This window comes from Streptomyces sp. NPDC002156 (assembly GCF_053593675.1).
In genome coordinates this window covers 1-26,678 of record NZ_JBSFDA010000144.1, presented here as the reverse complement: position 1 = coordinate 26,678, position 26,678 = coordinate 1, and the positions used below count along the sequence as shown (strand labels likewise).

At 71.9% G+C, this 26,678-nt stretch carries 18 protein-coding genes; 4 read left to right on the top strand and 14 right to left on the bottom strand.

Translation table 11 applies throughout. From position 1 onward, the window contains the following. Nucleotides 1-146: 146 nt before the first annotated feature. From ACWCRB_RS38130 to ACWCRB_RS38115, 4 genes are all read right to left on the bottom strand, one after another. The gene (locus ACWCRB_RS38130; protein WP_164409200.1) at nucleotides 147-470 is read right to left on the bottom strand and encodes a hypothetical protein; all 324 of its coding nucleotides are present in this window, start codon (nucleotides 468-470) and stop codon (nucleotides 147-149) included. Further along, nucleotides 467-835: a WhiB family transcriptional regulator gene (locus tag ACWCRB_RS38125; protein ID WP_020119791.1), complete on the bottom strand. Its 369-nt coding sequence runs from the start codon at nucleotides 833-835 to the stop codon at nucleotides 467-469. The genes ACWCRB_RS38130 and ACWCRB_RS38125 overlap by 4 nt, the downstream gene beginning before the upstream one ends. A 172-nt stretch (nucleotides 836-1,007) precedes the next feature. Continuing rightward, a complete protein-coding gene (locus ACWCRB_RS38120) occupies nucleotides 1,008-1,331 on the bottom strand; it encodes a hypothetical protein (RefSeq protein WP_451000431.1) in 324 nt (107 codons plus the stop codon). 171 nt (nucleotides 1,332-1,502) lie between these two features. Then, nucleotides 1,503-3,698: an ATP-dependent DNA helicase UvrD2 gene (locus ACWCRB_RS38115; protein WP_451000430.1), complete on the bottom strand. Its 2,196-nt coding sequence runs from the start codon at nucleotides 3,696-3,698 to the stop codon at nucleotides 1,503-1,505. Between the two features lie 191 nt (nucleotides 3,699-3,889). Here ACWCRB_RS38115 and ACWCRB_RS38110 point away from each other — a divergent pair, with 191 nt between their 5' ends. Beyond that, the gene (locus tag ACWCRB_RS38110) at nucleotides 3,890-4,147 is read left to right on the top strand and encodes a glutaredoxin domain-containing protein (protein ID WP_451000429.1); all 258 of its coding nucleotides are present in this window, start codon (nucleotides 3,890-3,892) and stop codon (nucleotides 4,145-4,147) included. A 57-nt stretch (nucleotides 4,148-4,204) separates the two neighbouring features. On the opposite strand, the gene nudC is transcribed toward ACWCRB_RS38110, so the two are convergent. From nudC to ACWCRB_RS38085, 5 genes are all read right to left on the bottom strand, one after another. After that, entirely contained in the window at nucleotides 4,205-5,152 is a 948-nt protein-coding gene (gene nudC / locus ACWCRB_RS38105; RefSeq protein WP_451000428.1) for an NAD(+) diphosphatase, read from the bottom strand. Between the two features lie 166 nt (nucleotides 5,153-5,318). Beyond that, nucleotides 5,319-6,731 (bottom strand): dipeptidase, encoded by a 1,413-nt coding sequence (locus ACWCRB_RS38100; RefSeq protein WP_451000427.1) that lies wholly within the window; start codon nucleotides 6,729-6,731, stop codon nucleotides 5,319-5,321. A 10-nt stretch (nucleotides 6,732-6,741) separates the two neighbouring features. Further along, nucleotides 6,742-10,227, bottom strand: coding sequence for an ATP-dependent DNA helicase (locus ACWCRB_RS38095; RefSeq protein WP_451000426.1), 3,486 nt, complete (start codon nucleotides 10,225-10,227; stop codon nucleotides 6,742-6,744). Nucleotides 10,228-10,263: 36 nt separating this feature from the next. Next, nucleotides 10,264-13,629, bottom strand: a complete 3,366-nt coding sequence (locus tag ACWCRB_RS38090; RefSeq protein ID WP_451000425.1) for an ATP-dependent helicase — start codon at nucleotides 13,627-13,629, stop codon at nucleotides 10,264-10,266. A gap of 257 nt (nucleotides 13,630-13,886) precedes the next feature. Beyond that, nucleotides 13,887-14,252, bottom strand: coding sequence for an MGMT family protein (locus ACWCRB_RS38085; RefSeq protein WP_328285654.1), 366 nt, complete (start codon nucleotides 14,250-14,252; stop codon nucleotides 13,887-13,889). 185 nt (nucleotides 14,253-14,437) lie between these two features. On the opposite strand from ACWCRB_RS38085, the gene ACWCRB_RS38080 reads away from it, so the two are divergent. The 3 genes from ACWCRB_RS38080 (at nucleotide 14,438) to ACWCRB_RS38070 (ending at nucleotide 20,485) form a co-directional block, all read left to right on the top strand. Next, on the top strand, nucleotides 14,438-17,176 hold the full coding sequence (locus tag ACWCRB_RS38080; protein ID WP_451000424.1) for a lysylphosphatidylglycerol synthase transmembrane domain-containing protein: 2,739 nt from the start codon (nucleotides 14,438-14,440) through the stop codon (nucleotides 17,174-17,176). A 98-nt stretch (nucleotides 17,177-17,274) separates the two neighbouring features. Next, nucleotides 17,275-18,825, top strand: coding sequence for an alpha/beta hydrolase (locus ACWCRB_RS38075; protein WP_451000423.1), 1,551 nt, complete (start codon nucleotides 17,275-17,277; stop codon nucleotides 18,823-18,825). A 115-nt stretch (nucleotides 18,826-18,940) separates the two neighbouring features. Next, on the top strand, nucleotides 18,941-20,485 hold the full coding sequence (locus ACWCRB_RS38070) for an alpha/beta hydrolase (protein WP_451000422.1): 1,545 nt from the start codon (nucleotides 18,941-18,943) through the stop codon (nucleotides 20,483-20,485). A gap of 80 nt (nucleotides 20,486-20,565) precedes the next feature. Here ACWCRB_RS38070 and moeZ read toward each other — a convergent pair whose 3' ends face one another. The 5 genes from moeZ to ACWCRB_RS38045 form a co-directional block, all read right to left on the bottom strand. After that, nucleotides 20,566-21,744, bottom strand: coding sequence for an adenylyltransferase/sulfurtransferase MoeZ (gene moeZ / locus ACWCRB_RS38065; protein WP_369036334.1), 1,179 nt, complete (start codon nucleotides 21,742-21,744; stop codon nucleotides 20,566-20,568). 63 nt (nucleotides 21,745-21,807) lie between these two features. Further along, a complete protein-coding gene (locus ACWCRB_RS38060; RefSeq protein ID WP_451000421.1) occupies nucleotides 21,808-22,557 on the bottom strand; it encodes a spherulation-specific family 4 protein in 750 nt (249 codons plus the stop codon). After that, complete coding sequence (locus ACWCRB_RS38055) at nucleotides 22,545-23,504, bottom strand: NAD-dependent epimerase/dehydratase family protein (RefSeq protein ID WP_451000420.1); 960 nt, start codon at nucleotides 23,502-23,504, stop codon at nucleotides 22,545-22,547. Before ACWCRB_RS38055 ends, ACWCRB_RS38060 begins: the two co-directional genes overlap by 13 nt. Before the next feature lie 141 nt (nucleotides 23,505-23,645). After that, nucleotides 23,646-24,947, bottom strand: coding sequence for a hypothetical protein (locus tag ACWCRB_RS38050; protein ID WP_451000419.1), 1,302 nt, complete (start codon nucleotides 24,945-24,947; stop codon nucleotides 23,646-23,648). Further along, a complete protein-coding gene (locus ACWCRB_RS38045) occupies nucleotides 24,944-26,632 on the bottom strand; it encodes a glycosyltransferase (protein ID WP_451000432.1) in 1,689 nt (562 codons plus the stop codon). The genes ACWCRB_RS38050 and ACWCRB_RS38045 overlap by 4 nt, the downstream gene beginning before the upstream one ends. Between the last annotated feature and the right edge of the window lie 46 nt (nucleotides 26,633-26,678).

Sequence of the window (26,678 nt, the reverse complement as noted above, 5' to 3'; positions counted from 1 at the left end):
ACGAGTTGGATCATGTGGTGAGGGGTGTTCAGAGGGTGTCTAGTCCTTTGTGTCCGGCGGCAACACCGCACGGGGGGGCCCGGCCGGTTCGGACGGACCGGCCCCCGCGGGCAGGGACTGCTGTTACTGCCTAGTTGCCGTGGTCGTTACTGCATGACCGCCATGGCAAGCGCACGGCGGGCACGCAGCGAGGCGCGCTCGGCTCGGCGCTGGAGCCGACGGGCGGTCACCACGCGGTGCGCGCGGCGTTCCCGCTCGGCCTCCTGAAGGCGGTCGTGCATATGCGCACGAGCCAGGGCTTCTGGGATGAGTTGCATCTCTCGGGTCCTGTTCTGGCGCGAGTCGTTCGCACCGGTGGTGGTGAAGTCCGGGGTCGCGGAGCCGACGGGCTCGCTGGTGGTCGGCGTCATCGGGGCCTGCTTCTTGGGGTCGTGCGTGAAGGGGCGGTCGATCGTTCCTGTGATGTTCATGCCGTGACCGGGTTCTTGCGCGGACGGCCACGCGGCCGCTTGCGGGCCACGACGACACCCTGGACGAACAGTTCGCCGCCCCAGACACCCCACGGCTCACGCCGCTCCTTGGCGCCGGCGAGGCAGGCCTCCATCAGCGGGCAGGTGCGGCAGAGCGACTTGGCGTACTCGACATCGGCCGGCGACTCGGCGAAGAAGACCTCCGGGTCGTAGGAACGGCAGGGGACGGGTACGCCGAGGTTCTCGATGGCGTCGTCGAGCGCGGTGAGCGCAGTGAGCGGGATCAAGGTGGAGTCCTCCGTGAGGCCGGGCGGGGGGATCGTTTCGGAAGGCGGTACTGACGGGGCGTGCGCTTCGAGTTGCACGGTTCGTCTTCCTCGTCTGTTCGTCCCGGCCCTGTTGGGCCGGTGTGGCTGGTACCGGCGGGTTTTCTCTTGTCCCGAGGCCCCTTCACTCCGTCGTCCCCGTTCGGGGAAAACAGAAGGGCCGCGGATCCCGGATGGGGTTCCGCGGCCCTGAAGGCGCCGGCCTGATCAATCAGGCTGGATCACTCCAGGGTTCTGGCCCACGGAAGGCCCACATCGTGTGGTGCTGCGTCGTCTGCTTCAGGGATCCGGCACCGGCCGCGAAGGCATAGACCGGGGCCTGTGCCTTTACTGCTCCTGCTTCCAGTGCCTTGATCGGTCGCTCATTGCGCTCGCGGACAGGGAGACCCGCGAGAGACACGGAGGACGTCGGCCGGACGGCAGGAATGCCGGACAGACCGGTGCCCAGGTTCGAGACGCCGAGCATGCACAGGGAGACGGCCGAGAGATCGGTCATTTTGACCTCGCTGACAGAGCTGGTGTAGATGCTGATCACTGGACTCGCCTCCTCTCGGCGTCTTGGGGGACTGGGGTGAACCAGTCCAACGGATATACGACTATGAAGTACAGCACGGATCCAGGTCTTCTGAGAAGACTCCGTGCCCGTGGCTAAGAACCTATGGGGATTGCCGGGGCATGCGCAAACTATTTTTCCGACGAGTTTGAATCAGTCACTCCCGCCCTCCCCCTCAACTTCCTGACCAGCACAGATGGCCAGAACATCGGCTCCGTACCGGTTGAGCTTGCGCACCCCGACGCCGGGGATGCGGGCCAACTCCCCTGCTTCGTCCGGGACGGTCTCCGCGATCGCCATCAGGGTCCGGTCGGTGAAGACGCAGAAGGCGGGCTGGCCACTGCGCGCCGCCTGGTCCGCTCGCCACTCGCGCAGCCGCTCGTAGAGGCCCTCGTCCATGTCGGAGGGGCACTCGTCGCAGCGCATCAGTTTCATCTCGCCCGCGTCGGTCAGCGTGCGCCCGCAGACCCGGCAGCGGGCCGGGGTTCTCTGTGTCCTGCGCGGGGCCGTGCCGGGGCTGCCGCCGAAGCCGCGCTCGATGCCGCCCGGGCCGGCCGTGCCCGTCCGGTGGGCGGTGGTGACGGAACCGGGGCGCAGGCCGTCCAGGAAGCGGCTGGGGCGGCGGTTCGGGCGGCCTCCGGGGGCGCGGGAGAGGGCCCAGGAGACATGGAGGCGCTCTCGCGCACGGGTCACACCGACATAGAGGAGGCGGCGTTCCTCCTCGATCTGCTCGTCCGTCTTCGCGTAGGTGATCGGCATCATGCCCTCGGCGACTCCGACGACGAAGACGACGTCCCATTCCAGGCCCTTGGCCGAGTGGAGGGAGGCGAGGGTGACGCCCTGCACGGTCGGGGCGTGCTGCGCGTTCGCCCGCTCGTCGAGTTCGGCGACGAGGTCGGCGAGCGTGGCGCCCGGTTTCGCCGCGGCGAAGTCCTGCGCGAGGTGCGCCAGTGCGGCCAGCGACTCCCAGCGCTCTCTGACGGCCCCGGAGCCCGCGGGCGGCTCGCTCGTCCAGCCCTCCCCCGACAGCACGGCACGCACCTGTGAGGGCAGGTCGACGACATCGTCCAGGAGGGAGTCGTTGCCGCCGAAGCGGGCGGCGGCGCGGAGCTGATTGATCGCCTTGCGCACCTCGGGTCTGTCGAAGAACCGTTCGGCGCCGCGCAGCTGGTAGGGGACTCCGGCGTCGGCGAGGGCCTGCTCGTACGTCTCGGACTGGGAGTTCGTCCGGAACAGGATGGCGATCTCGCCCGCCGGGACGCCGGCGGCGACAAGGTCGCGGATACGGCGGGCGGCGCCTTCGGCCTCGGCGGGCTCGTCGGCGTACTCGGTGTAGCCGGGCTCGGGTCCCGGGTCGCGCTGGGAGATCAGTTCCAGGCGGTGTTCCGCGGCACGGCCCCGGGCCTGAGCGAGCAGGCCGTTGGCGAGGTGGACGACCTGGGGGGTGGAGCGGTAGTCGCGGACCAGCTTGACGACGGTGGCACCGGGGTGGCGGGTGCGGAAGTCGAGAAGATGATCCGGAGTTGCTCCTGTGAACGAGTAGATGGTCTGGCTGGCGTCGCCGACCACGCACAGGTTGTCCCTCTCCCCGAGCCACAGTTCCAGTAGCCGCTGCTGGAGCGGGCTGACGTCCTGGTACTCGTCGACCACGAAGTGCTGGTACTGGGCGCGGACCTGTTCGGCGATGTCGCGCCGGTCCTGGAGGACGGCGACGGTGAGCAGCAGGACGTCCTCGAAGTCGATGACGGAGCGGTCCCGCTTGAGGTCCTCGTAGGTGGCGTAGATCTGGGCGATCTCGGCCGGGTCGCGGGGGGCTACGCGGCCGGACTTGGCGACGGAGGGCGCGTAGTCGGCAGGGACGGTCTGGGTGACCTTGGACCATTCGATCTCGGCGGTGACGTCCCGCAGTTCGCCCCGGTCGAGGCGGATGCGGCAGGCGGCCGCGGCATCGGCGACGAGCTGGATCTTGCGGTCGACGAGGCGGGGCATGGAGCCGCCGACAGCCTTCGGCCAGAAGTACTGGAGCTGGCGCAGCGCGGCCGAGTGGAAGGTGCGCGCCTGGACTCCGCCCGCGCCGAGCTGGCGCAGCCGCCCGCGCATCTCACCTGCGGCACGAGCGGTGAAGGTGACGGCGAGCACGCTGGAGGGCTGGAGGATCCCGGCGCGCACGCCGTAGGCGATGCGGTGGGTGATCGCCCGTGTCTTTCCCGTGCCTGCGCCTGCCAGCACGCACACCGGACCGTGCAGGGCGGTGGCCACTTCGCGCTGCTCTGGATCGAGTCCGTCGAGCACCGCGTCGGCCGAGTCCGGAACCTGCGGGAAGAGCGTGGAGTGCGTTGCTGCTGTCACCCCGCCATGCTGCCAGGTCGCCGGAGACAGGTGAGCCGGTTGTCCACAGGCACCCCCTTGCAGTCGTACTAATGCGGCAGGCGTTTCCCTCGGATACTTCCCGGGTACCCCCCTCGGGAATGGCGGCAGGATCGCGTACGTTCCACCACAGCGAGCACCCGTCCCCCGAACTGCTGAGGAGCGCGAGAGACATGCCGGGCACTGTGACGATGTACAGCACCACGTGGTGCGGCTACTGCCGTCGGCTGAAGAGCCAGATGGACCGCGAGGGCATCGCGTACAACGAGATCAACATCGAGCAGGACCCGGACTCCGCAGCGTTCGTGGAGAAGGCGAACGGCGGCAACCAGACGGTTCCCACGGTGCTGGTGATTCCCTCCAACGACGGCCCCGAGGTCGTGATGACGAACCCGAGCCTCGCGCAGGTGAAGCAGGCCCTCGGCGCCTGACCCGCGTGTCCCCGACCCCCGACCGGCCCGGCGGCCGTGCGGGGGTCTTCGCATACGTCAGACCGCGCTGTTCGGCTTCGGGAGCGGCTTGCCGTACCAGAGTTCGATCAGGCGGGCCGCGATCGAGATGCCGTACGGCGGGAGGACCTCGCCTGATTCGAAGCCCGCGCGCAGCTCCTCGCGGGAGAACCAGCGGGCCTCGTGGATCTCGTCGCCGTCGACCTCGATGTCAGTAGAGGCCGCGCGGGCCATGAAACCGAGCATGAGGCTGGACGGGAACGGCCAGGGCTGGCTGGCGACGTACTCGACGTGTCCGACGAGGATGCCGGCCTCCTCGAACACCTCGCGGCGCACCGACTGTTCGATGGACTCGCCGGGCTCGACGAAACCGGCGAGCGTCGAGAAGCGGCCCTCGGGCCAGTGGACCTGACGGCCGAGGAGGATGCGGTCCTCCTCGTCGGTGACGGCCATGATCACCGCGGGGTCGGTGCGCGGGTAGTGCTCGGCGCCGCAGGCCGGGCAGCGGCGGATGTGGCCGGCGGCGGCGATGACGGTGCGCTCGCCGCAGCGGGAGCAGAAACGGTGCAGCCGCTGCCAGTTCTCGAGGGCGACGGCGTGCACCATCAGCCCCGCGTCCCGGGGGGAGAGGAGCAGGCCGGCCTCGCGCAGGCCGGCGGGGCGCGCCGACTGGTCCATGCGGCCGGGCAGGGCGTCCTTCTGGAGGGCGAAGTAGCTGGTGCCTTCCTCGTCCTTGCCGAGGAAGTAGCGGTGCGCTTCGGTGAGCGGGGCTTCGAAGGAGGGGGTCATGACGAGTTCGGTACGTCCTTCGGACGTCTCGTCGATGAGGACCTGGCCGCCTGAGACCACGAAGCAGCGGGTGGTGGGGTGGCTCCACGCCGCGGCGAGCCAGGCCTCGTCGAGCCGGTGGTGCGCGGCCCGGTCGATGCCGCTGGGGGCGGTGAGCGAGATCGGACGGTCGGCGGTGTGGTCGGTCCAGGTGGTCACAGGTGCTTCCAACTCCCCCGGTGGAACGGATATTTCGGCGGGCGGTTCGGCGGGATGTGGGTGGGGACGCATGGGGGGTGGTGGTTTTCGGGCGGGCTCGCGCGGGTGCGGGGCAGTGCTCCCAGTGTGCCCCGGGGCTGCTGCCGGCTCGGGCCGCGCGGGGTTGTCAGGACTCATGACGCCAGTTCCCGGCGAGGTCGCCCCAGAGGTGGGCGGTGGTCTCGACGCCTTTGAGGAGCAGGTCGATTTCCACCTTCTCGTTCGGGGCGTGCCAGCCGTCGGAGGGGACGGAGATGCCCAGGAAGAGCACGGGGGCGCCGAGGACGTCCTGGAGGTCGGCGGCCGGGCCGCTGCCGCCCTCGCGCGTGTAGCGGACCGGTTTGCCGAAGGCGCGACTCATGGCGCGTACGACGGACTGCAGGGCGGGGTGGTCCAGCGGGGTCAGACACGGGCGCGTGGCCGCCGCGAACGTGATCTCGTACCGGATCCCGTCGGGGACACGGGCCGCGGTCCAGTCGCGGACGATCTTCTCGATGTGGTCGGGGTCCTGGCCGGCGACCAGCCGGAAGGAGAGCTTCACCATGGCCGAGGCCGGGACGATGGTCTTGCTGCCGGGACCCTGGTAGCCGCCGCCGATGCCGTTGACCTCGGCGGTGGGGCGGGTCCAGACGCGCTCCAGGGTGGTGTGTCCGGCTTCGCCGTGGGTGGCGTACGACTTGGCGGTGCGCAGCCACTCCTGCTCGTCGAAGGGGAGTTCGGCGAGGAGTTCGCGCTCGCGGTCGCTGAGTTCGGTGACGCCGTCGTAGAAGCCGGGGATCGTCACGCGCGCGTGCTCGTCGTGCAGTGCGGCGACGAGGCGGGCGACGGCGGTCGCCGGGTTGGGCACGGCGCCGCCGAAGGAGCCGGAGTGGATGTCCTGGTCGGGTCCCTGGAGCTGGATCTCGCACTCGGCGAGGCCGCGCATGCCGGTGCACACCGTGGGGGTGTCCTCGGCCCACATACCGGTGTCGGAGACGATCACGGCGTCGGCGGCGAGCCGGTCGGCGTGCTCCTCGACGAGGTCACGGAAGTGGATGGAGCCCGACTCCTCCTCGCCCTCGACGAGCATCTTCAGGTGGACGGCGGGTGCGGTGCGGCCGGTGGTGGCGAGGTGGGCGCGGACGCCGAGTGTGTGGAAGAACACCTGGCCCTTGTCGTCGGCGGCACCGCGCGCGTGGAGACGGTTTCCCCGGACGACCGGTTCGAAGGGGTCGCTGTCCCAGCCGTCCTCGATGGCGGCGGGCTGCACGTCGTGGTGGCCGTAGACGAGGACCGCGGGGGCTGCGGGGTCGTCGGCGGGCCACTCGGCGAAGACCGCCGGGGCGCCCGGGGTGGCCCAGACCTCGACGGTCGGGAAGCCGGTTTCCCGGAGTTTGGCGGCGAGCCAGTCGGCGCTGCGGCGTACATCGGGGGCGTGGTCGGGCTGGGCCGACACGGACGGGATGCGCAGCCACTCGGCGAGGTCGTCGAGGAAGGCCGCGCGGTGCTGCTCGATGTACGTACGGACGGCGCTGACGTCACTGTCAACGGGATGGCTCATGGTCAAGAGCCTATCGGCCCGCGCTGACATCCTCGTCCGGCACTTCGAACGCGGCCGGCTCCTCCAGGAGCAGCCGCTCCAACGCGGCCCGGTCCGGGAGGTCGGGCCGTACGATCTCGCCGCTGCGCACGTACAGGAAGGCGGCCCCGACGGCCTCCGGGGGCACGCCCTGCTGTTCGGCCCAGGCCAGGCGGTAGACGGCGAGCTGGAGAGGGTCGGCGGTGGGGGCGCGGTGGGTCTTCCAGTCGACGATCTCGTACGTCGCCTCGTCGCCGTCGCCTTCCTTGTAGACGGCGTCGATCCGGCCCCGGACGACGCGTCCGGCGATGGCGAGGTGGAAGGGGGCCTCGACCCGGTAGGGCGTGCGGTGTGCGTATGGGGTGTGCTCGAAGGCGTCCTTGAGGTTCTCCAGGTCGCGTTCGTCGGCGATCTCGGCGTCGCTGCCGGGCAGTTCCTCGGGTTCCAGCATGGGGAGCTGCAGTTCCTCGAAGCGGGACTCGACCCAGGCGTGGAAGCGGGTGCCCCGGCGGGCGGCGGGCCGTGGTGGGCGTGGCATGGGGCGGGCCAGCTCCTGCGCGAGGGCGTCCGGGTCGGCGGCCAGGAGCATCAGCTGGGTAGCGGTCAGCGACGGGGGCAGGGGGACGTCGGTGACGCTCTCCCGCGCGCGGAGCAGTTCCCCGGTGAGGGCGTCGAGGTCGCGGTCCCAGGAGGCGACGGCACGGGCCTCCTCGGGGGTGAGATCCGCTTCGGCGGGGTGTCGGCGGGCGTGGGGCACGGTGGGCACGCGCGCGTGGGAGGGCGCTCGTGTGGGCGGTTCAGGGCGGTCCGTGGTCCAGGCGTCCCAGTCGGCGTCGTCGTCTGCAGGGAGCGCTCCGTCGTCGGACGGCGCCTCGTCCTCGTACGGAATCTCGCCGTCGTCGGGCGGCGGGGGCCAGTCCGGGTCCTCGTACATGTCCGGGTCCGGCGCGGCCGCGGGGTGGGCGTCCTCGTGGGAGGCGAGGGTCTCCAGATGGGCGAGGACCGTCTCGGCGGCGGCCCTGCGGTGGCGGAACGCGGCGTCGTCCAGCGGGAGCGGCCAGAGCTGGTCGGCGGTCGTCGCGTGCAGGGCTGGGTTCTCCTCGCCCTCCTCCGGTTCGTCCGCCCAGGCCTCGATCTCGCCGTGTCCGGCCGCGCAGTGGTCGTAGAGGGCCTGGAGGAAGTCGGAGGGGCCGCGGGGCTTCTTCTGGGAGGGGCCCCACCAGTGGCCGGAGCCGATCAGGAGGGAGCGGGGGCGGGTGAAGGTGACGTAGCCGAGGCGGAGTTCCTCGGTGTGCTGGTGGTCCTTCATCGCCTCGTGGAAGGCCTTCATGCCCCTGGCGTCCCAGGCCTCGATGTCGGGCAACGTGTCGGTGTCGCCGCGCAGCTCGTGCGGCAGGACCTTGGCCTGGGAGGTCCACTTCTCGCGGCCCTGGGCGCTGGGAAAGGTGCCGGTGACGAGGCCGGGGACGGCCACGACGTCCCACTCCAGGCCCTTGGACTTGTGGGCGGTGAGCACCTTGACGGTGTTCTCGCCGCCGGGCAGGGCGTTGTCGAGGCCCTTCTCGTACTGCGCCGCCGTGCGCAGGAAGCCGAGGAAGGCGAGCAGGCTCGCCTCGCTCTCGTGGGCGGCGAACGAGGCGGCGACGTCGAGGAAGTTGGAGAGGGTCTCGCGGCGGCGGGCTGCCAGGGCGTGCGGGGACGCCGACAGTTCCACCTCCAGGCCGGTGACGGCGAGCACGCGGTGCAGTACGTCCATCAGCGGGTCGGCGAGTGAGCGGCGCAGGTCGCGCAGTTCGGCGGCGAGCCGGGCGAAGCGCACGCGCGCGTCCGGCGAGAAGGGCAGACCGTCGTCGTCGCCCTCGCCTCTGAGGGAGGTCTCCAGGAAGGTGTCGAGGGCGTCCGCGAGCGATATCACCTCGGAGGGGTCGACCCCCTCGACGGCCTCGGCGAGCCGGCGGTCCGGGTCGTCGGTGTCACCCACGCGCGCGTGGGACACGAGAAACCGGGCCCGGCGGCCCAGGAGGGCGAGGTCGCGCGGGCCGATGCGCCAGCGCGGGCCGGTCAGCAGCCGGACCAGGGAGGCGTTGGCCCCGGGGTCCTGGAGGACCTCGCAGACGGACACCAGGTCGGCGACCTCGGGCAGGTGCAGCAGCCCGGAGAGCCCGACGACCTCGACGGGGATGTCCCGGGCGACGAGCGCGCCCTGGATCTCGGCGAAGTCGGTGGCGGTGCGGCACAGGACGGCGATCTCGCCGGGCGCCTTGCCGGTGCGTACGAGGTGGGCGATGGAGTCGGCGAGCCAGTCGATCTCCTCGGCGTGGGTGCGCAGCAGCGCGCAGCGCACCTGGCCGTCGCGTTCGGCGCCGGGTGCGGGGCGGAGGGCCTCCACGCCCGCGTGCATGGCGCGCAGGGGCTCGGCGAGGCCGTTGGCGAGGTCGAGGAGACGGCCTCCGCTGCGGCGGTTCTCGCTGAGCGACTGGCGGGCGGCCGAGCCGCCGTCGGCGTGGGCGAAGTGCTCGGGGAAGTCGTCGAGGTTGGCGACGGAGGCGCCACGCCAGCCGTAGATTGCCTGGCAGGGGTCGCCGACCGCGGTCACCGGGTGGCCGGTGCCGCCGCCGAACAGGCCTGCCAGGAGGACACGTTGGGCCACCGAGGTGTCCTGGTACTCGTCGAGGAGGACCACCCGGAACTCGTCGCGCAGGACGCGTCCGACTTCGGGGATCCGGGCGAGCGTCGCGGAGTGGGCGATCTGGTCGCCGAAGTCGAGGAGGTCGCGCTCGCGCTTGGCGGCCCGGTAGCGGGTCACCAGTTCGACGAGTTCGCGGCGTGCGGCGGCCGTGTCGGGGACCTTGCGCAGGTCCGCGTTGGTGAGTTTGGCGCCCTCCAGAGTGCGCAGCAGTTCGGCGTCGTACGCGTGCAGTTCCTCGGGGCGGACGAGGTGTTCGGCGAGTTCGGCGTCGAGGGTCAGGAGGTCGCTGACGAGGTCCGGGAAGGAGCGGGTGAGTGCCGGGTACGGGCCGGGGGCCTCGCGCAGTACGCGGGCGGCGAGCTGGAAGCGGGTGGCGTCGGCGAGGAGGCGGGCCGTGGGTTCGAGGCCGATGCGCAGGCCGTGGTCGGTCAGCAGGCGGCCGGCGAATGCGTGGTAGGTCGAGATGACGGGTTCGCCGGGCGGGTTGTCGGGGTCGATGACGTCCGGGTCGGTGACGCCCGCCTTGACGAGTGCCTTGCGGACGCGTTCGGCGAGTTCACCGGCGGCCTTGTTGGTGAAGGTGAGGCCGAGCACCTGTTCGGGAGCGACCTGGCCGGTGCCGACGAGCCACACCACGCGTGCCGCCATCACCGTCGTCTTGCCCGACCCGGCCCCGGCCACGATCACCTGCGGGGCGGGCGGCGCGATGATGCAGGCCGTCTGCTCCGGGGTGAACGGGATACCGAGGAGCTGCTTGAGCTGCTCGGGGTCGCTGATACTGGCTGGCACGTGAGAGAGGCTAGCGGCGGCCACTGACAGTCGGTGTCACTCGACCACGTGCCGGCCTTCCGGGCGGGCGCTGCACGAGGCCCGGAAGGAGCAGTGCGCGCAGTGCTGGCCGGCGGTCGGGGTGAAGCGTTCGTCGAGAACCTTGCCTGCGGCGGTGGCCAGCAGGTCGCCGACCCACTCCCCCTCCGCGCCTTCCCCTGCCCCTCCTTCGAGCGGGGCCTGGGCCTGCACCTTGGGCAGGCTCTCGCCGCCGTCCCTCTTGGCGGCGCCCTGGCGCAGCTGGACCAGTTCGGCGCCGCCCGGTTCGGGGCGCACCCCGTCGAAGGCGTCGTCGACGGCGCCTTCGCGGACGGCGAGTTGGTAGACGGCGAGCTGGGGGTGGCGGGCCACCTCGGCGGCGGTGGGCGCCTGTTTGCCGGTCTTGAAGTCGACGACGTAGGCGCGGCCCTCGCCGTCGGTCTCGACGCGGTCCATGGAACCGCGGATGCGCACTTCGTAGTCGCCCGCCCCGAGGGTCACGTCGAAGTCGTGCTCGCTGGCCACGGGGGTGCGGCCGGTGCGGCTGGAGTCGATGTGCCACGTCAGGAAGCGTTCGAGCGCCACGCGCGCGTGCTCCTTCTCCTGCGCCGACTTCCACGGTGCGTCGAAGGCGAGCGCGTTCCACACGGAGTCGAGGCGTTCCATGAGGACGTCAAGGTCCGCGGGGGTGTGTCCGGAGGCGACTTCGTCGGCGAGGACGTGCACCACGTTGCCGAAGCCCTGGGCGGCGGTCGCGGGGGCGTCGGCCTTCACCTCACGGCCCAGGAACCACTGCAGGGCGCAGGTGTTGGCGAGTTGGTCGAGGGCGCTGCCGGAGAGCACGACGGGCTGGTCGCGGTCGCGCAGCGGCACCTTGCTCTCGGTGGGCTCGTACATGCCCCACCAGCGGTGGGGATGGGCGGACGGCACGAGTGGGCGGCTGTCCTCGTCGGTGAGCGCGGCGAGCCGGGCCAGGCGGCGGGCGGCAGCCTCCCTCAGAGGGCCGGAGACGCGCGGGTCGACCGTGGTGGCGCGCAGTTCGGCGACCAGGGCTGCGACGGAGAGGGGGCGGCGCGGGCGGCCTGTCACGTCCTTGGGTTCGACGCCGAGTTCGGTGAGGAAGCGGGAGGGCTGGTCCCCGTCGTCGGCGGGAGCCTTCACCGCGGTGACGACCAGGCGTTCACGCGCGCGCGTGGCGGCCACGTAGAACAGGCGCCGTTCCTCGGCGAGCAGTGCTCCCGGGGTGAGCGGTTCGGCGAGACCGTCGCGGCCGATGCGGTCGGCCTCCAGGAGGGAACCGCGGCGGCGCAGGTCGGGCCACAGCCCCTCCTGGACGCCGGCGACGACCACGAGGCGCCATTGGAGACCCTTGGAGCGGTGCGCGGTCATCAGGCGCACGGCGTCGGGACGTACGGCACGGCGGGTGAGGGTGTCGGCGGCGATGTCCTCGGCGTCGATCTCCTCCAGGAAGTTGAGGGCGCCCCGGCCTCCGGTGCGCTCCTCCGCGCGCGCTGAGGTCGCGAACAGCGCGCACACGGCGTCGAGGTCGCGGTCGGCGTTGCGTCCGGCGGCGCCGCCGCGCCGGGCGGCCCGCTCCAGCCGTCCCGGCCAGGGGGTGCCGTTCCACAGGTCCCAGAGGGCCTCCTCGGCCGTGCCGCCGCCCGCGAGGCGCTCACGTGCCTTCCTGAGCAGCGCGCCGAGTCGCTGGGCACCGCGCGCGTACGTCGGGTCGTGGGCGACGAGGCGTTCCGGTTCGGCGAGCGCGCGGGCGAGGAGTTCGTCCGAGGGCGGCGGTACGGGGTTGCCCCCGGCCCGCTCCTCCTCGCGCAGGGCACGGCCCAGACGGCGCAGATCGGCGGCGTCCATGCCGGCGAGGGGGGAGGTGAGGAGCGTCAGAGCGGTCTCCGTGCCGAGCCAGGCGGTGTCTCCCGGCACGGCGGCGTCGGCGTCCCCTGCCACTTCGGCGCCGGTCTCCTCGTCCGCGCCGGACGCCTCCGCCGTAGCCACCGCCCTGAGTGCCGTAAGGAGCGGTGCCACCGCCGGTTCGTGGCGCAGGGGCAGGTCGTCGCCGTCGATGTCCAGGGGGACCCCGGCGGCCGTGAGGGCGCGCCGGACCGTGGGAATCGTCCGGCCGCCGGCCCGCACCAGGACGGCCATCTCGCCCCAGGGGACACCGTCCTCCAGATGTGCGCGGCGGAGGATGTCGGCGATGTTGTCCAGTTCCGTGCCGGCCGTCGGGTACGTGCAGACCTCGACGCGGCCCCCGTCGCGGACCGGGGAGAGTGCGCGGTGGGCACGGACCTTCTCGGCCGGGAGGCGGGTCAGGGGCATGCGCTGGGTGAGGAGACGGGTGGCGGTCAGCGGGACGGCGGCGGAGCGGCGGGACGTCCTGAGGACCTCGACCGGCGCGGGGCGGCCGTTCGCGCACGGGAAGGCCGCCGGGAAGTCCAGGATGCCGTTGACGTCCGCGCCGCGGAACGCGTAGATCGACTGGTCGGGGTCACCGAGGGCGACGAGTGTCCGGCCGCCCCCTGCGAGCGCGTGCAGGAGCCGCACCTGGGCCGGGTCGGTGTCCTGGTACTCGTCCACGTAGACGGCGTCGTAGCGGGCGGCGAGCTGCCCTGCGGTGTCGGGACGGTCGGCCAGGAGTACCGCGCGGTGCACGAGTTCCGCGTAGTCGAGCACCCCTTGCATGTCGAGCACGTCGAGGTACTCGGCGAGGAAGGCGGCGGCAGCGCGCCAGTCGGGGCGGCCGATGCGCCGGGCGAAGGCGTCCAGGGCGTCCGGGCCGAGGCCCAGTTCGCGGCTGCGGGCGAGGACCGCGCGGACCTCGTCGGCGAAGCCGCGGGTGGTGAGGCAGGCGCGCAGTTCGTCCGGCCAGCGCACATGGGCGAGGCCGAGCCGTTCCAGGTCGGGCTGGCCGGCGAGCAGCCCGCGTACGGCCACGTCCTGTTCGGGGCCGGAAAGCAACCTCAGGGGCTCCACGAACAGCTCGCTGTCCTGGTGGGCGCGGACCAGGGCGTAGCAGAAGGAGTGGAAGGTGGTCGCGCGGGGAGCGCGGGCGGCGCCGATGCGCAGCGCCATCCGGTCGCGCAGCTCGACGGCCGCCTTGCGGCTGAACGTCAGCACGAGGATCCGCTCGGGGTCCCCGCCCCGGGCGATGCGGGCCGCCACGGCCTCGACGAGGGTGGTGGTCTTTCCGGTACCCGGGCCTGCGAGGACGAGCAGTGGTCCCCGCGCATGGTCAACCACCGCGCGCTGTGCGGCGTCCAGACGAGGGGGGTCCTGCCGCGTGGGCGGGGTACGCACCAGTCGGTAAGCGCCACGGTCCCCCTGTCGCACCTGAGGGTGCGACAGGCGCCTGGTGGAGGAAGAGGAGCTCACGTGGTTCGCCGGTCCTGGTGGGTGTGCTGGTTGGACGACCGTCGTGCGTGGAGGACGGTGGCCGGGAGGTGAGGGGGACAGGTGCAGCCGACGCTACGCCGACGGGCGGTTCGGAAGCAGGGCTTCCGCTTGTTCCCTCCCGCCCCGAGCGCCACTCCGGCCCCACGCCCCACGAACGTACGCCATGGCACGGACGTGCCCGGTTTACCCCGTACGGGCCACAGGTTCCCCTGACGCCCGCCCGATGGCGGAAGCTGTCAGGTGTGACCCTCCGCCGGCTCTCCGCCGTCCCACCGCGCGCGTCTCATGTCGAGGCGCGGCAGATGTCCCTCTGCGGCTCTGCTCGCCTCCTTCAGAGGCGTGCCCTCCGCGCGGTAGTGATCGAGGGCCTCCAGTTCGTGGCCCGGGAGCAGGGCGCCGTCCGCGCGGACGACCCGCCACCACGGAACGGCTCCTCCATAGAGGGCCATCACGCGCCCGACCTGGCGCGGTCCGCCCTCCTCCAGCCACTCGGCCACATCGCCGTACGTCATGACACGCCCGGGCGGGATCAGTTCCGCGGCCTCCAGGACCCGCTCGGCGTACTCCGGCAGGGCGTCCGCCGGAAGGCTCTCGTTGCTCATCCGGCCCATCCTGCCCCACCCCACCGACAATGTGACGAGGCGGCGACCGTGGGTATTCCTCGCCCCGGAGCGGCGCTTGCGGCAGACTGTGCGCCCCCGCACTGCACCCTGATGCCCCTGTGTGTCAGTGGGGCATGCCACCATCGTGCGGGCGGTGACCGGTGATACGAGACCAAGAAGAGACCATGAAGCAGCAGGGCGTGCACCCCGAAGACGCGGAGGGCACCTCTGAGGTCTCGTCGCGCCCCGGTGCCGACGGCACCGGTCACGAGCCCGAGCGGACACCGGCCGACCGGGCCGCCGACTGCGCCGACGACGACCCCCACGCCGAAGAGGTCGAGGGCGACGAACCGCTGCTCCCCGCGCGCGTGCACCGCCCCTCCGACCTCATGCGGCTCCTGGCGGGCGTCTTCGCGGTCGTCGTCCTGCTCGCCATCGCCGCGTTCGCGCACGGCACCACCTCCGGGCTCGAACAGGACATCAACAAGGGCACCGGCCAGGCACCCGATCTGCTGATCAAGATCGCGGGTCTGGCGTCGAGCATCGCGATCCTCCTGGTGCCGGTCGCCTTCGCGATCGAGCGGCTGATCAAACGGGACGGGCTGCGGATCGCCGACGGTGTCCTCGCGGCGGTCCTCGCGCACGGGGTGACCCTCGCCACCGACCTGTGGGTCGCCAAGGCCGCCCCGGGCTCCATCCAGGAGGCGCTGACCCAGCCCTCCCCCGGCGATATCCGCGCCCTCACCGACCCGGTGCACGGCTATCTCGCGCCGGTCATCGCCTATATGACGGCCGTCGGCATGTCCCGTCGGCCGCGCTGGCGCGCCGTCCTTTGGGTGGTGCTGCTGCTCGACGCCTTCTCGATGCTGGTCACCGGCTACACGACACCGTTCTCGATCATCCTGACGGTGCTGATCGGCTGGTCCGTGGCGTACGGGACGCTGTACGCGGTCGGCTCGCCGAACGTGCGTCCCACCGGGCGCAACCTGATGGCGGGCCTGCGGCACGTCGGTTTCCGCCCGGTGAGCGCGGCCCGTGAGGAGGTGCCGGAGGCGACGGACAGCGGTGACCGGGGCCGGCGCTACTTCGTCACCCTGGAAGACGGTCCCCCGCTGGACGTCACCGTGGTCGACCGGGAACAGCAGGCGCAGGGCTTCTTCTACCGCATGTGGCGGAACATCACGCTGCGCGGCCTGGCCACCCGCAGCAGCCTCCAGTCGCTGCGCCAGGCCCTGGAGCAGGAGGCTCTCCTCGCGTACGCGGCGATCGCCGCCGGGGCCAACGCGCCCAAGCTGATCGCGACCTCGGAACTCGGCCCCGACGCCGTGATGCTCGTCTACGAGCACACCGGGGGCCGCACACTCGACTCGCTGGACGACGAGGACATCACCGACGAGCTGCTGCGCAACACCTGGCATCAGGTCAAGGCGCTGCAGTCGCGGCGCATCGCGCATCGCAGACTCGTCGCCGACGCGATCCTGGTGGATCGTTCCGGCAAGGTGATCCTCACGGACCTCCGGGTCGGCGAGATCGCGGCCGGGGACCTGCTGCTGCGCATGGACATCGCCCAGCTGGTGTCGACACTGGGCCTGCGCGTGGGCGCCGAACGCGCGGTGGCGTCGGCGGTCGGAGTGCTCGGCCCGGACGCGGTGGCGGACTGTCTGCCGATGCTCCAGCCCATCGCGCTGTCCCGCTCCACGCGCGCGACGTTGCGCAAGCTCGCCCGCGAGCGCGCCCAGCGTCAGCGCGAGGCGGTCCTGGAGGCGTCCCAGCAGGCCAAGCAGGCCCGTCTGGAGGCGGCCCACGCCGACACCGGGCCCGTCGTCGTACTGGAGAAGCCCGGCAAGAAGGCCGTACGGGCGGAGCAGCGGGCCGAGAAGCGGGCCCTCGACGAGGCTCTGGAGGGCGCCCGCGAGGAGGATCTGCTCACCCAGATCCGCCACCAGGTGCTGCTGATCAGACCGCAGGCGCCGGTCGAACCGGCCCGGCTGGAGCGGGTGAGACCGCGCACGCTGATCAGCTTCATCGCCGGCGCGTTCGGCGCGTACTTCCTGCTCTCCCAGCTCACCCATATCGAGTTCGGCACCCTGTTCGACAACGCCGAGTGGGGCTGGGTCATCGCGGCCGTGCTGTTCTCGGCGCTGAGTTACTTCGCCGCGGCGATGAGTCTGCTGGGCTTCGTACCCGAGCGGGTGCCGTTCATGCGGACCGTGGCCGCGCAGGTCGCCGGGTCCTTCGTGAAGATCGTGGCGCCCGCGGCGGTGGGCGGCGTGGCCCTCAACACGCGGTTCCTGCAACGCGCGGGGGTGCGGCCGGGGCTCGCGGTCGCCAGTGTCGGCGCGTCGCAGCTGTTCGGGCTCGGCTGCCACATCCTGATGCTGCTGTCGTTCGGTTATCTGACCGGTACCGAGAAGACGCCGTCGCTGTCGCCGTCCCGGACGGTCATCGCGGGTCTGCTGACCGTCGCGGTGCTCGTCCTCGTGGTGACCTCGGTGCCGTTCCTGCGGAAATTCGTCGTCACGCGCGTGCGGTCGCTGTTCGCCGGTGTCGTACCGCGCATGCTGGACGTCCTCCAGCGGCCCCAGAAGCTGGTCACCGGCATCGGCGGCATGCTGCTGCTGACCGCGTGCTTCGTGATGTGTCTGGACGCGTCGATCCGCGCGTTCGGCGACGAGACGACCTCGCTCAGCCTCGCCAGCGTCGCCGTCGTCTTCCTCGCCGGCAACGCGCTGGGGTCCGCGGCGCCGACCCCCGGTGGTGTGGGCGCGGTCGAGGCGACCCTGACCGTCGGTCTGATCGCCGTCGGCCTCCCCAAGGAGGTCGCGGCCCCGGCCGTGCTGCTCTACCGACTGCTGACCCTGTGGATTCCGGTGCTGCCGGGCTGGCTGTTCTTCAACCATCTGACGCGCAAGGGCTCTCTCTAGGGAGTGCGGTTTCGGGCGGGTGCGCTCAAGGGCGTGCGTGGTACCTCGTACGGCTCGCGCCCCGAGCGCCCTGCCGGGTGCCACCGCAGGATGGGGGCATGCCCAACCCCCTCCGGCCGCGTGCCGCTGCCCTGACGGTCACCGCCCTCCTGCTGGCCTCACTGGTGGCGGGGTGCAGCGACGACTCCGGCTCCACGGACGAGGACCTGTCGGCCCAGAAGCTGAGCTGGAAGGACTGTCCCGCGCCGTCCGAGTCGGAGGGCGGCGGCGATGCGCCGTCCCCGCTGCCTGGCGGCGACGACTGGCAGTGCGCCACCATGAAGGCGCCGCTGGACTGGGCCGAGCCGAAGGGCGACACGATCGGGCTCGCGCTGATCAGGGCGGAGGCGAGCGGCGCCGCGAGCAGGCGCATCGGGTCCCTGATCTTCAACTTCGGCGGCCCCGGCGGCTCGGGAGTGACCACGCTCCCCGCGTTCGGCAAGGACTACACGGCCCTGCGCACGCGCTACGACCTGGTGAGCTTCGACCCGCGCGGCGTCGGCCGCAGCGCCGGGGTGCGCTGCGAGGACAACGAACAGCTCGACGTCTACTTCCAGCAGGACGCGACGCCCGACAACGCCACCGAGCGCTCCGAGCTGCTGGACAACACCCGGGAGTTCAACGAGGCCTGCGAGCAGCACTCCAAGAAGGTGCTCCCACATGTGCGCACCACCGACGCCTCCCGCGACATGGACCTGATGCGACAGGTCCTCGGCGACGACAAGCTGTACTACTTCGGCATCTCTTACGGCACCGAACTCGGCGGCGTCTACGCGCACCTGTTCCCCAAGAAGGTGGGCCGGGCCGTCTTCGACGCGGTCGTCGACCCGACCCAGACCCCCGAGCAGGGCTCGCTCGGGCAGGCCAAGGGCTTCCAGCTCGCGCTCGACAACTTCGCCGAGGACTGCACGTCGAAGACGGAGGACTGCCCGGTCGGCGACACCGCCCAGGACGTCGAGGACCGGATCGCCAAGCTCCTCAAGGACCTCGACGCCAAGCCGATCCCGGGCGTCTTCCCGCGCGAGCTGACCCAGAGCGCGGCGGCCAACGGCATCGCGCAGGCGCTGTACTCCCAGGAGTTCTGGCCCTACCTCACCGCAGGCCTTGAACAGGCGTACGACGGTGACGGCAAGGTCCTGATGCTGCTGTCCGACTCGCTGAACGGGCGCAACCAGAACGGCGAGTACAGCAACATCACCGCAGCGAACATCTCGATCAACTGCTCCGACGAGAAGCCGCGTTACACCGTCGCGGACGTCGAGGCGAGGCTGCCCGAGTTCCGCGCCGCCTCGCCCCTGTTCGGCGACTTCATGGCCTGGTCCATGGTCAGCTGCACCGACTGGGCCGTGCCGGGCGCCGCCGACCACCCCGACGTCGACGCGACCGGATCGGCGCCGATCCTCGTCGTCGGCAACACCGGCGACCCGGCCACGCCGTACGAGGGCGCGCGGAAAATGGTGGGAGCACTGGGTGAGGGCGTGGGGGTCGAGCTGACGTACAAGGGGCAGGGGCACGGCGCGTACGACAGCGGGAACCGTTGCGTGCTGGCGGCGGTGGACGGCTATCTGCTGAACGGGAAGGTACCGGCGGCCGGGACCGTCTGCTCCTAGAAAATCGCAGGTCAGAAGGTTATCCACAGGCTGAAACGGCCTCGGTGTGATCCGCCTACTATGGCCGGACCGCCATCCGCTGACCGAGCGGAGGGCTCGCAGGGGGGAAGTGCGCATGTCTCGTTTCGTACGCTGGACGGCCGCGACCGCCGCCGCGTTGCTGGTGGCCGGCTGCAGCAGCGGCTCGTCCGACAGCGGTGACGACAAGGGCTCCGCCACGACACCCTCGTCGGCCACGTCCTCGTCCCGGGCCTCGCCCGGGCTGCCCGCCTCGCTGACCTCGCAGAAGCTCGACTGGGGCCGCTGCGAGGGCACGTCGGACTCCCCCACGCCGGGCAGCGACTGGCAGTGCGCGACGCTCAAGGTGCCGCTGGACTACGCGAAGCCGGACGGCGAGACCATCGGCCTGGCCCTCATCCGCGCCAAGGCCACCGGGGGCAGCCGCATCGGGTCCCTCCTGTTCAACTTCGGCGGACCGGGCCAGTCGGGCATCTCGGTGATGCCTTCGTACGCAGGCACGGTCTCCGCACTCCGCGAGCGCTACGACCTGGTGAGCTGGGACCCGCGCGGGGTCGGGGCCAGCGAGGGCGTGCGCTGCCGCAGCGACAAGGAGATCCGGGCCGCCGAGTCGGTGGACCCGACGCCGGACGACGCGGCCGAGGAGAAGGCGTACCTCCAGGACTCCGCCGACTTCGGCCAGGGCTGCGAGAAGGCCGCCGGAAACCTCATCGCGCATGTGTCGACGACCGACTCCGCCCGCGACATGGACCTGATGCGCCAGGTCCTCGGCGACACGAAGACGCACTACTTCGGCATCTCGTACGGCACCGAACTCGGCGGTGTGTACGCCCACTTGTTCCCGAAGAACGTGGGGCGGCTGATCCTCGACGCCGTGGTCGACCCGAGCGCTGACATGGTGGGACACGCGAAGAACCAGGCCAGGGGCTTCCAGCGGGCCCTCGACGACTATCTGAAGTCGACGGGCCAGGACCCGGAAGAGGGATCGCAGAAGATCGCGGCCCTGCTGAAGCGGATCGACGCCGAGCCGCTGGCCACCTCCTCCGGGCGGAAGCTGACACAGGGCCTGGCGCTCACCGGCATCGCCGTCACGCTGTACAGCGCGCAGAGCTGGCCGGCGCTGACCGGCGCCCTGGACGCGGCCGAGCAGGGTGACGGCTCCGACCTGCTGGCGCTCTCCGACGGCTACAACGACCGCGACGCGTCGGGCCACTACGGCACGACGACACATGCCCAACGGGTCATATCGTGCTTGGACGACAAGCAGCGGCCGACCGCTGCGCAGACCAAGAAGCAGCTGCCCGAATTCCGGAAGATCTCGCCCGTGTTCGGGGAGTTCATGGGCTGGGACACGGCTGGCTGGTGCCACGACTGGCCGGTCGCCGGTCAGTACGACACACCGGAGGTCAGCGCGCCCGGCGCGGCACCCGTCCTGGTGGTCGGCAACACCGGGGACCCGGCGACACCGTACGAGGGCACGCGCAAGATGGCGGACGAGCTGGGCAAGGGCGTCGGCGTGATGCTGACCTGGAAGGGCGAGGGGCACGGGGCGTACGGCAGTGGGAACGACTGTGTCGACTCCACGGTGAACGCGTATCTGCTGGACGGGACGGTGCCACGGGACGGCAAGGTCTGTTCATGACGGCGGCGGGGGCCCCGGGCACCTGTGGTGCGCGAGACCCCCGCCGGCCGGACACGACGAACGGGGTGGTGAACCTTGGGTCAGTACACCGGCTTGTGCGGCTCGATCTGGTTGACCCAGCCGATCACACCGCCGCCGACGTGGACCGCGTCCGCGAATCCGGCGGACTTCAGGACCGCGAGGACTTCCGCACTGCGGACACCCGTCTTGCAGTGCAGGACGATCTTCTTGTCCTGCGGGAGGGTCTCCAGGGCGGCGCCCATGAGGAACTCGTTCTTCGGGATCAGCTTGGCACCGGGGATCGAGACGATCTCGTACTCGTTGATCTCGCGGACGTCGATGATCTCGATGTTCTCGCCGTCGTCGATCCACTCCTTGAGCTGCTTGGGAGTGATCGTCGAGCCGGCCGCCGCCTCCTGGGCCTCCTCGGACACGACGCCGCAGAAGGCCTCGTAGTCGATGAGTTCGGTGACGGTCGGGTTCTCGCCGCAGACCGCGCAGTCGGGGTCCTTGCGGACCTTGACCTGGCGGTACTGCATCTCCAGGGCGTCGTAGATCATCAGACGGCCGACGAGGGGCTCGCCGATGCCCGCGAGGAGCTTGATGGCCTCGTTGACCTGGATGGAGCCGATGGACGCGCACAGCACGCCCAGGACACCGCCCTCGGCGCAGGAGGGGACCATGCCCGGCGGCGGGGGCTCCGGGTAGAGGCAGCGGTAGCAGGGGCCGTGCTCGGACCAGAACACGGAGGCCTGGCCGTCGAAGCGGTAGATCGAACCCCAGACGTAGGGCTTGTTCAGCAGTACGGCCGCGTCGTTGACCAGGTAGCGCGTCGCGAAGTTGTCCGTGCCGTCGACGATCAGGTCGTACTGGCTGAAGATCTCCTTCACGTTCTCGGCTTCGAGCCGCTCTTCGTGAAGGACCACGTTGACGTACGGGTTGATGCCAAGGACGGAGTCGCGGGCCGACTGGGCCTTGGAGCGGCCGATGTCCGCCTGGCTGTGGATGATCTGGCGCTGCAGGTTCGACTCGTCGACCTCGTCGAACTCCACGATGCCGAGCGTGCCCACGCCCGCCGCGGCCAGGTACATCAGCGCCGGCGAGCCCAGGCCGCCGGCGCCCACACAGAGCACCTTGGCGTTCTTCAGCCGCTTCTGCCCGTCCATCCCCACATCGGGGATGATCAGGTGGCGGGAGTACCTGCGGACCTCGTCTACGGTGAGCTCGCCAGCGGGCTCGACCAGGGGTGGCAGCGACACGGGGACTCCGTTGGTCGGTCAATCACTACAGTTGTTCTCCCCGTAACACTGCCACGCCCTTCTTCATTCCGAGACACCCGTTCCGAGGCGCGAGACGATGTCGTCCCAGTAGCCGGGCATCGTCTCCCAGGGATCGGTGCGGTCACCGCGGTCCGTGCGGTCGGTGAAGTAGATCGTGGCGGCGCCCTGCCAGCGGGCGACGCGCAGCGCCTCGTCGAGATGGCCGTGCGGCAGTCCGTGCACGAAGTGGCAGAAGCGGTCGGGCGGATGCTCGGCGGTCCACTCGGCCACCTGCGACCAGCGGTAGTCGCTCCAATGGCCGGAGAACGTGACGAGTTGGTCGCCGTGCTCCACGTAGGCCGGGTGCGGGTGGGTGGCGTGGCCCAGGACGATGTGCGTGTCGTCGTCCGCCGAGCGGAGTGTGTCGACCGTGCGGCCGATCGCCGGGAGCGCGGTGCGGTCGGTCGGGCAGCGGTCCAGGAGGAAGCCGTCGGCCTTGTACCAGTCGCGGTACCGCTGTGCCTCGGCGGCCAGTTCGCCGTGTGTGCGGGCCCCGTGGGCCGTGTCGAGGTGGCCGAGGACGCGGACGCCCGCGTTGCGCAGCCGGCCGGCGGCCTCCAGACAGTGCGGGTCGGGGCGGCTGCCCGGGCCGTCGGCGACATTGAGGACGACCCAGTGCAGGGGCATGCCCGGGCGGGTGAGTTCGCCCCACTCGGTCGGGGCGAGCAGGGGGTGCGCGAAGCCCGGGATGCCGAAGCCGGTGCGGACGCCGGTACTCGCGGTGCCCGCCCTGGCGCTGGTCAGATGCGGCATGCCGCCTCCATCCAGATGTCGGCGAGGGACTCCTCCAGGTTGATCCGGGGCCGCCAGCCGAGCCGGTCGCGGGCGGTGCGTACGTCTGCCTGCTGCCAGCTGCCGCAGCCGTCCGGGTACGGGTACGCGGCCGGGGGCGCGTGGTCCGGGTCGGGGCGGGGGTGGCCGATGGTCGCCCTCAAGGGGCCGGGCGGGCCGTCGAGTTCGTGCAGCGCGCCGCCGTATCCGGCCACGCGGGCGAGGACGGAGGCGGCGTCGCGCAGGCGCACGGCGCGGCCGGAGCCGATGTTGATGACGCCCTGCGCGGCCGAGAGCGAGGCGGCGTGGACGGCTCGCGCCACGTCCCGTACGTCGATGAAGTCGCGCTGCGCGCCCAGCCCGCCGAGCTTCAGCTCGCCGTCGCCGGACTGCATCGCGCGGCGCATCGCCTCGGCGAGACGGCCGAGCGGGGAGCCGGCGGGCGTGCCGGGTCCGGCCGGCGAGAAGACGCGCAGGACGACGGCGTCGAGGCCGGAGCCGAGGACCAGTTCGGTGGCGGCGAGCTTGCTGACGCCGTACGGACCGCCGGGGCGGGGCACCGCGTCCTCCGCCGTGGAGGAACCGGGCTGGCTGGGTCCGTACTCGGCGCCGCAGCCGAGCTGGACCAGACGGGCGCCGCAGCCGCTGCGCCGCAGGGCCTCGCAGACGGTGGCGACAGCGACGGTGTTGTGGCGGGTGAGTTCGCGGGCGCCGCCGCGGGTGGCGCCCGCGCAGTTGACGACGACTCCGGGGTGGACGGCGTCGAGGAAGCGGGTGAGTGCGCCGGGGCTGCCGGACGCGAGGTCGAAACGGACGTCGGCGTCGTCGCCGCGGCCGAGGGCGGTGAGTTGCACGGCCGGGTCGGCGAGCAGTCGGTCGGCGACGAAGCGGCCGAGATAGCCGTTGGCTCCGATCAGCAGAACCCTCATCGGACGGCTCCCTCGGCGGATTCTCCGGCTCCGGGTCGGGAGGTGATCATCGGTTTGCTCCTTCGGGGGTTACGGGTGCGTTCGTGATGGGGGGCCGGGCGATGCGGAATCGGTCACCTGCCGTGGTCGTGGTCCGGGGCGTCATCCGGCCTCACCCGGCATCGCGTGTGCCGACGCCCTGGTCAGCGTGCGGGTCGCGTGGAGCAGGAGGACCAGGGCGGCCCCTCCGCAGGCCGCCGCCGGGATGCCTGCCGCACCCCAGGCGGCCACGACCACGTCCACCGGGACTGCCAGGAAGGCGCAGCCGGGGAGGTGGGACGCGAAGGCGGTGGCCAGGGCGGCTGCCTCCGTCGCCGCTGCCGCGCCGAGGAGCACCGCCGGGGCGTGGGTGAAGCCGTGTGCCGTGAGAAGGCGGGCCAGGAGGAGCAGGGCGCCCAGGGTGACGGTCGTGGTGTAGGCCGCCGGTGCGTGCAGGACCGTTCCGGAGACGGCCACGAGCGCCGCCAACGTGCAGAGGAACAGGGCGAACGTGCCGAGGAGGAGGGGTTTGACGGCTGCCGTGAAGTCGGCCAGGCCACGGCTGGCGGCCAGTTTGCGACGGGCTCCGCCCGCGAAGAGGTGGGCGCACCAGGCCGCGGGCGCGCAGGCCGCGGTGAGGGCCAGCACCGGGGCGGTGGCCAGGTCACCGGCGGCGTCCGGGAATCCGTCCAGGCCGCCCGTCAGCGCGGCGGTGAGCAGGCCGTCGCCCAGGAGGGCGTACGCGAGGAGCCAGTAGGTCCACGCGCGCGTGGACGCCGGGGTGTGGCTCGCGTAGCTGCCGGGAGGCGCCGGGTGGGACCTGGGGCTCAGTGGCCCCCGGCCGAGTGCCGCGCGGACGGCCAGCGCCACGGCCAGGGCGCCCAGGGTCGCCACGGCGAGCCGGACGCGGCCCTCGGTGAGGTGCAGGCCCGTCACCGTCCCCGCGCACAGGGCGCCCGGCAGCAGCGAGAGCAGGACCCAGTCGGCCCGTACGCCGGGTGCGGTCGGCGGGGTGGGCTGCGGCGCCGTTTCTGCGTCCCGGGAGACCCTGGCGTACATCTCCTCGGCCAGGGAGAAGACGTCCCGGTGGCGGAAACGAGCGGCCGTCCGGTCCGTGACGCCGTGGGCCTCCAGGCCGGCGGCGATCTCCAGCGGGTCCACCGCGCGCTCGCACAGCTCACGGTGCCGGTGCATGAGCGCCTTCACGGGGTCCGCGGTGCCCCGGCGCGCGGTACGGGTGGAGGGCGCGGCCGTTCGGGCCTGCGCCCGGGTGTCCTGCGCAGTCGTCTCTGTGTCCGGTGCGGTCGTCTCCGTGTCCGGTGCGTCGGTCTCCGTGGCGCCCATGAGCCATTCCTCCGAGCTTTCGTCCCAGGCTCCGGGGCTGTTCGGTGTCCCAGGACGGTCCAGTTCTCCCAGCTCGCTCATCGCGCGCCCTCCCCGGCCGGTACCGGGGTCGCCTGTACCGGTGCGGATGCGCGTCCTGTCGCCCAGCTGGGCCCGCCCCGGGCCACCACGCGTATGCCGGCGTGCGTCCAGCGGCCGGCGACGTGGGCCTCCGCCGGGACGGCGAACGGAAGCGGTTCGCCGGTGTCGTCGAGGACCACCTTGTTGACGGGGCTGCGCGAGACGACCTCCAGGTAAATGCCGTGAAATGCCGCGATGTTCTGCTCGACGGTGAACAGTTCGAGGGCACGGGCGCGGGCGGCGGCGCCCAGGCGCTCGCGGCGCTCCGGGTCCTGCAGCAGCGCCACGCACGCCTCCGCGAGGGCCCGCGGATTGCGTGGCGGCACCACGAGGCCCGTACCGCCGATGATCTCGACCACCGCGCCCACGTCCGTCGACACGGTCGCCCGGGCGCAGAACATGGCCTCGACCAGGCTGATCGGGAAGCCCTCGACCACGCTGGACAGGACGACGACCGCGCCCGCCGCGTACGCCTCCGCGAGCGTCGGCGCCTCCGGGCCGCCGATCTCCTCGAAGGACACCGGGTTGTCGCCGACGGCGTGCATGCCCTCGGCCTCGTCGGGGAAGAGCTGCGCGGCCAGCGCCTTGCAGTGGCCGAGATACGCCTCGCTCTCGGCTCCCGTGGCCGCGCCGATGATGCGCAGGCGGGTCTTCGGTTCCTCCTTGCGGACCTCCGCGAAGGCGTGCAGGAGGGAGATCAGGTCCTTGGCGGGCTCGATACGGCCGACCCAGATCAGCGTGCTGGGGTCCGCGGTCTCCGGCGACTCGCCCACTTCCGCGAAGTGGGACGCGTCCATGCCCGGGTACACGGTGCGCAGCTTCTCCCGGTCGGCCCCGCATCTCTCCTGCCAGCGGCGGGTGTGCGTGTTGCCGGGGGTGACGAGCGCGGCCTTCCGGTAGGTCTCCGAGGCGAGCCTGCCGTGGAAGGCTGCGAGCAGGGACCGTACGGCGGGGGCGCTGCCTTCGGCGCCCGAGGCGAGGTAGTGCGCGCGCAGCGGGACTCCGTACTCCGTGACCAGCAAGGGCACGCCGGAGAAGTGGTGGGCGAGCAGTCCGGGCAGCGCTGCCGGGCCACCGCCGGCCGCATGGCACAGGTCGACCGAGCCGAGCCCGTCGTCCTCGTACCAGTCGAGCGAGAGGGGGCGCAGGGCGCGCTCCAGGTGCGCGGCGACGGTGAGCAGATCCGGGACGCGCGCCTCGCGCGCCGCTCCCAGCGCGCCGGGCGCACGGCAGGCGCGCTCCAGGGCGCGTACGGCGGCTTCGGAGCGGAGCGCTCCCACCAGCCCGCCCTCGTCCCGGGCGAGTTCGGCCAGCCCGTACAGCGCGTTGCCGAAACGGTCCGCCTCAGCGGTGGACGCGTCCGGTCCCTCCGACGCGTTCCCCGCGTCGGGTCCTGCGCACAGCGCTGCCGCCAACTCGCCGTAGCACTCGGCGAACCGGCGGCGCGCGCGGCGGCCGTACCCCACCCCGTCGTCCTCGGCCGTCCAGAGCGGAGCGGTCCGGACCCGGCTGACCTGCGGCGGAAGCTCGATCCAGCCCTCGTCCTCCTGCCGCTCACTGCGGCTGAGCGCGTATATGTCGAACTCGTGCCCGCCGAGCCCGCGCCGCTGTGGCCCGCCGGGTTCTTCCGGCCGGGCGTCGAGCACGACGCGCGCCTGGTGCTGATCCCCACCCACGACGGCAGAGCGGCGG

What these genes read in the sequence shown, in the direction of transcription:
- ACWCRB_RS38085 (WP_328285654.1), bottom strand. Translation starts at nt 14,252, where the DNA reads ATGAGCAACGAGAGCCTTCCGGCGGACGCCCTGCCGGAGTACGCCGAG.
- ACWCRB_RS38060 (WP_451000421.1), bottom strand. Translation starts at nt 22,557, where the DNA reads ATGCCGCATCTGACCAGCGCCAGGGCGGGCACCGCGAGTACCGGCGTC.
- ACWCRB_RS38055 (WP_451000420.1), bottom strand. Translation starts at nt 23,504, where the DNA reads ATGAGGGTTCTGCTGATCGGAGCCAACGGCTATCTCGGCCGCTTCGTC.
- ACWCRB_RS38075 (WP_451000423.1), top strand. Translation starts at nt 17,275, where the DNA reads ATGCCCAACCCCCTCCGGCCGCGTGCCGCTGCCCTGACGGTCACCGCC.
- ACWCRB_RS38050 (WP_451000419.1), bottom strand. Translation starts at nt 24,947, where the DNA reads ATGAGCGAGCTGGGAGAACTGGACCGTCCTGGGACACCGAACAGCCCC.
- ACWCRB_RS38070 (WP_451000422.1), top strand. Translation starts at nt 18,941, where the DNA reads ATGTCTCGTTTCGTACGCTGGACGGCCGCGACCGCCGCCGCGTTGCTG.
- ACWCRB_RS38080 (WP_451000424.1), top strand. Translation starts at nt 14,438, where the DNA reads ATGAAGCAGCAGGGCGTGCACCCCGAAGACGCGGAGGGCACCTCTGAG.
- ACWCRB_RS38110 (WP_451000429.1), top strand. Translation starts at nt 3,890, where the DNA reads ATGCCGGGCACTGTGACGATGTACAGCACCACGTGGTGCGGCTACTGC.
- ACWCRB_RS38100 (WP_451000427.1), bottom strand. Translation starts at nt 6,731, where the DNA reads ATGAGCCATCCCGTTGACAGTGACGTCAGCGCCGTCCGTACGTACATC.
- ACWCRB_RS38130 (WP_164409200.1), bottom strand. Translation starts at nt 470, where the DNA reads ATGAACATCACAGGAACGATCGACCGCCCCTTCACGCACGACCCCAAG.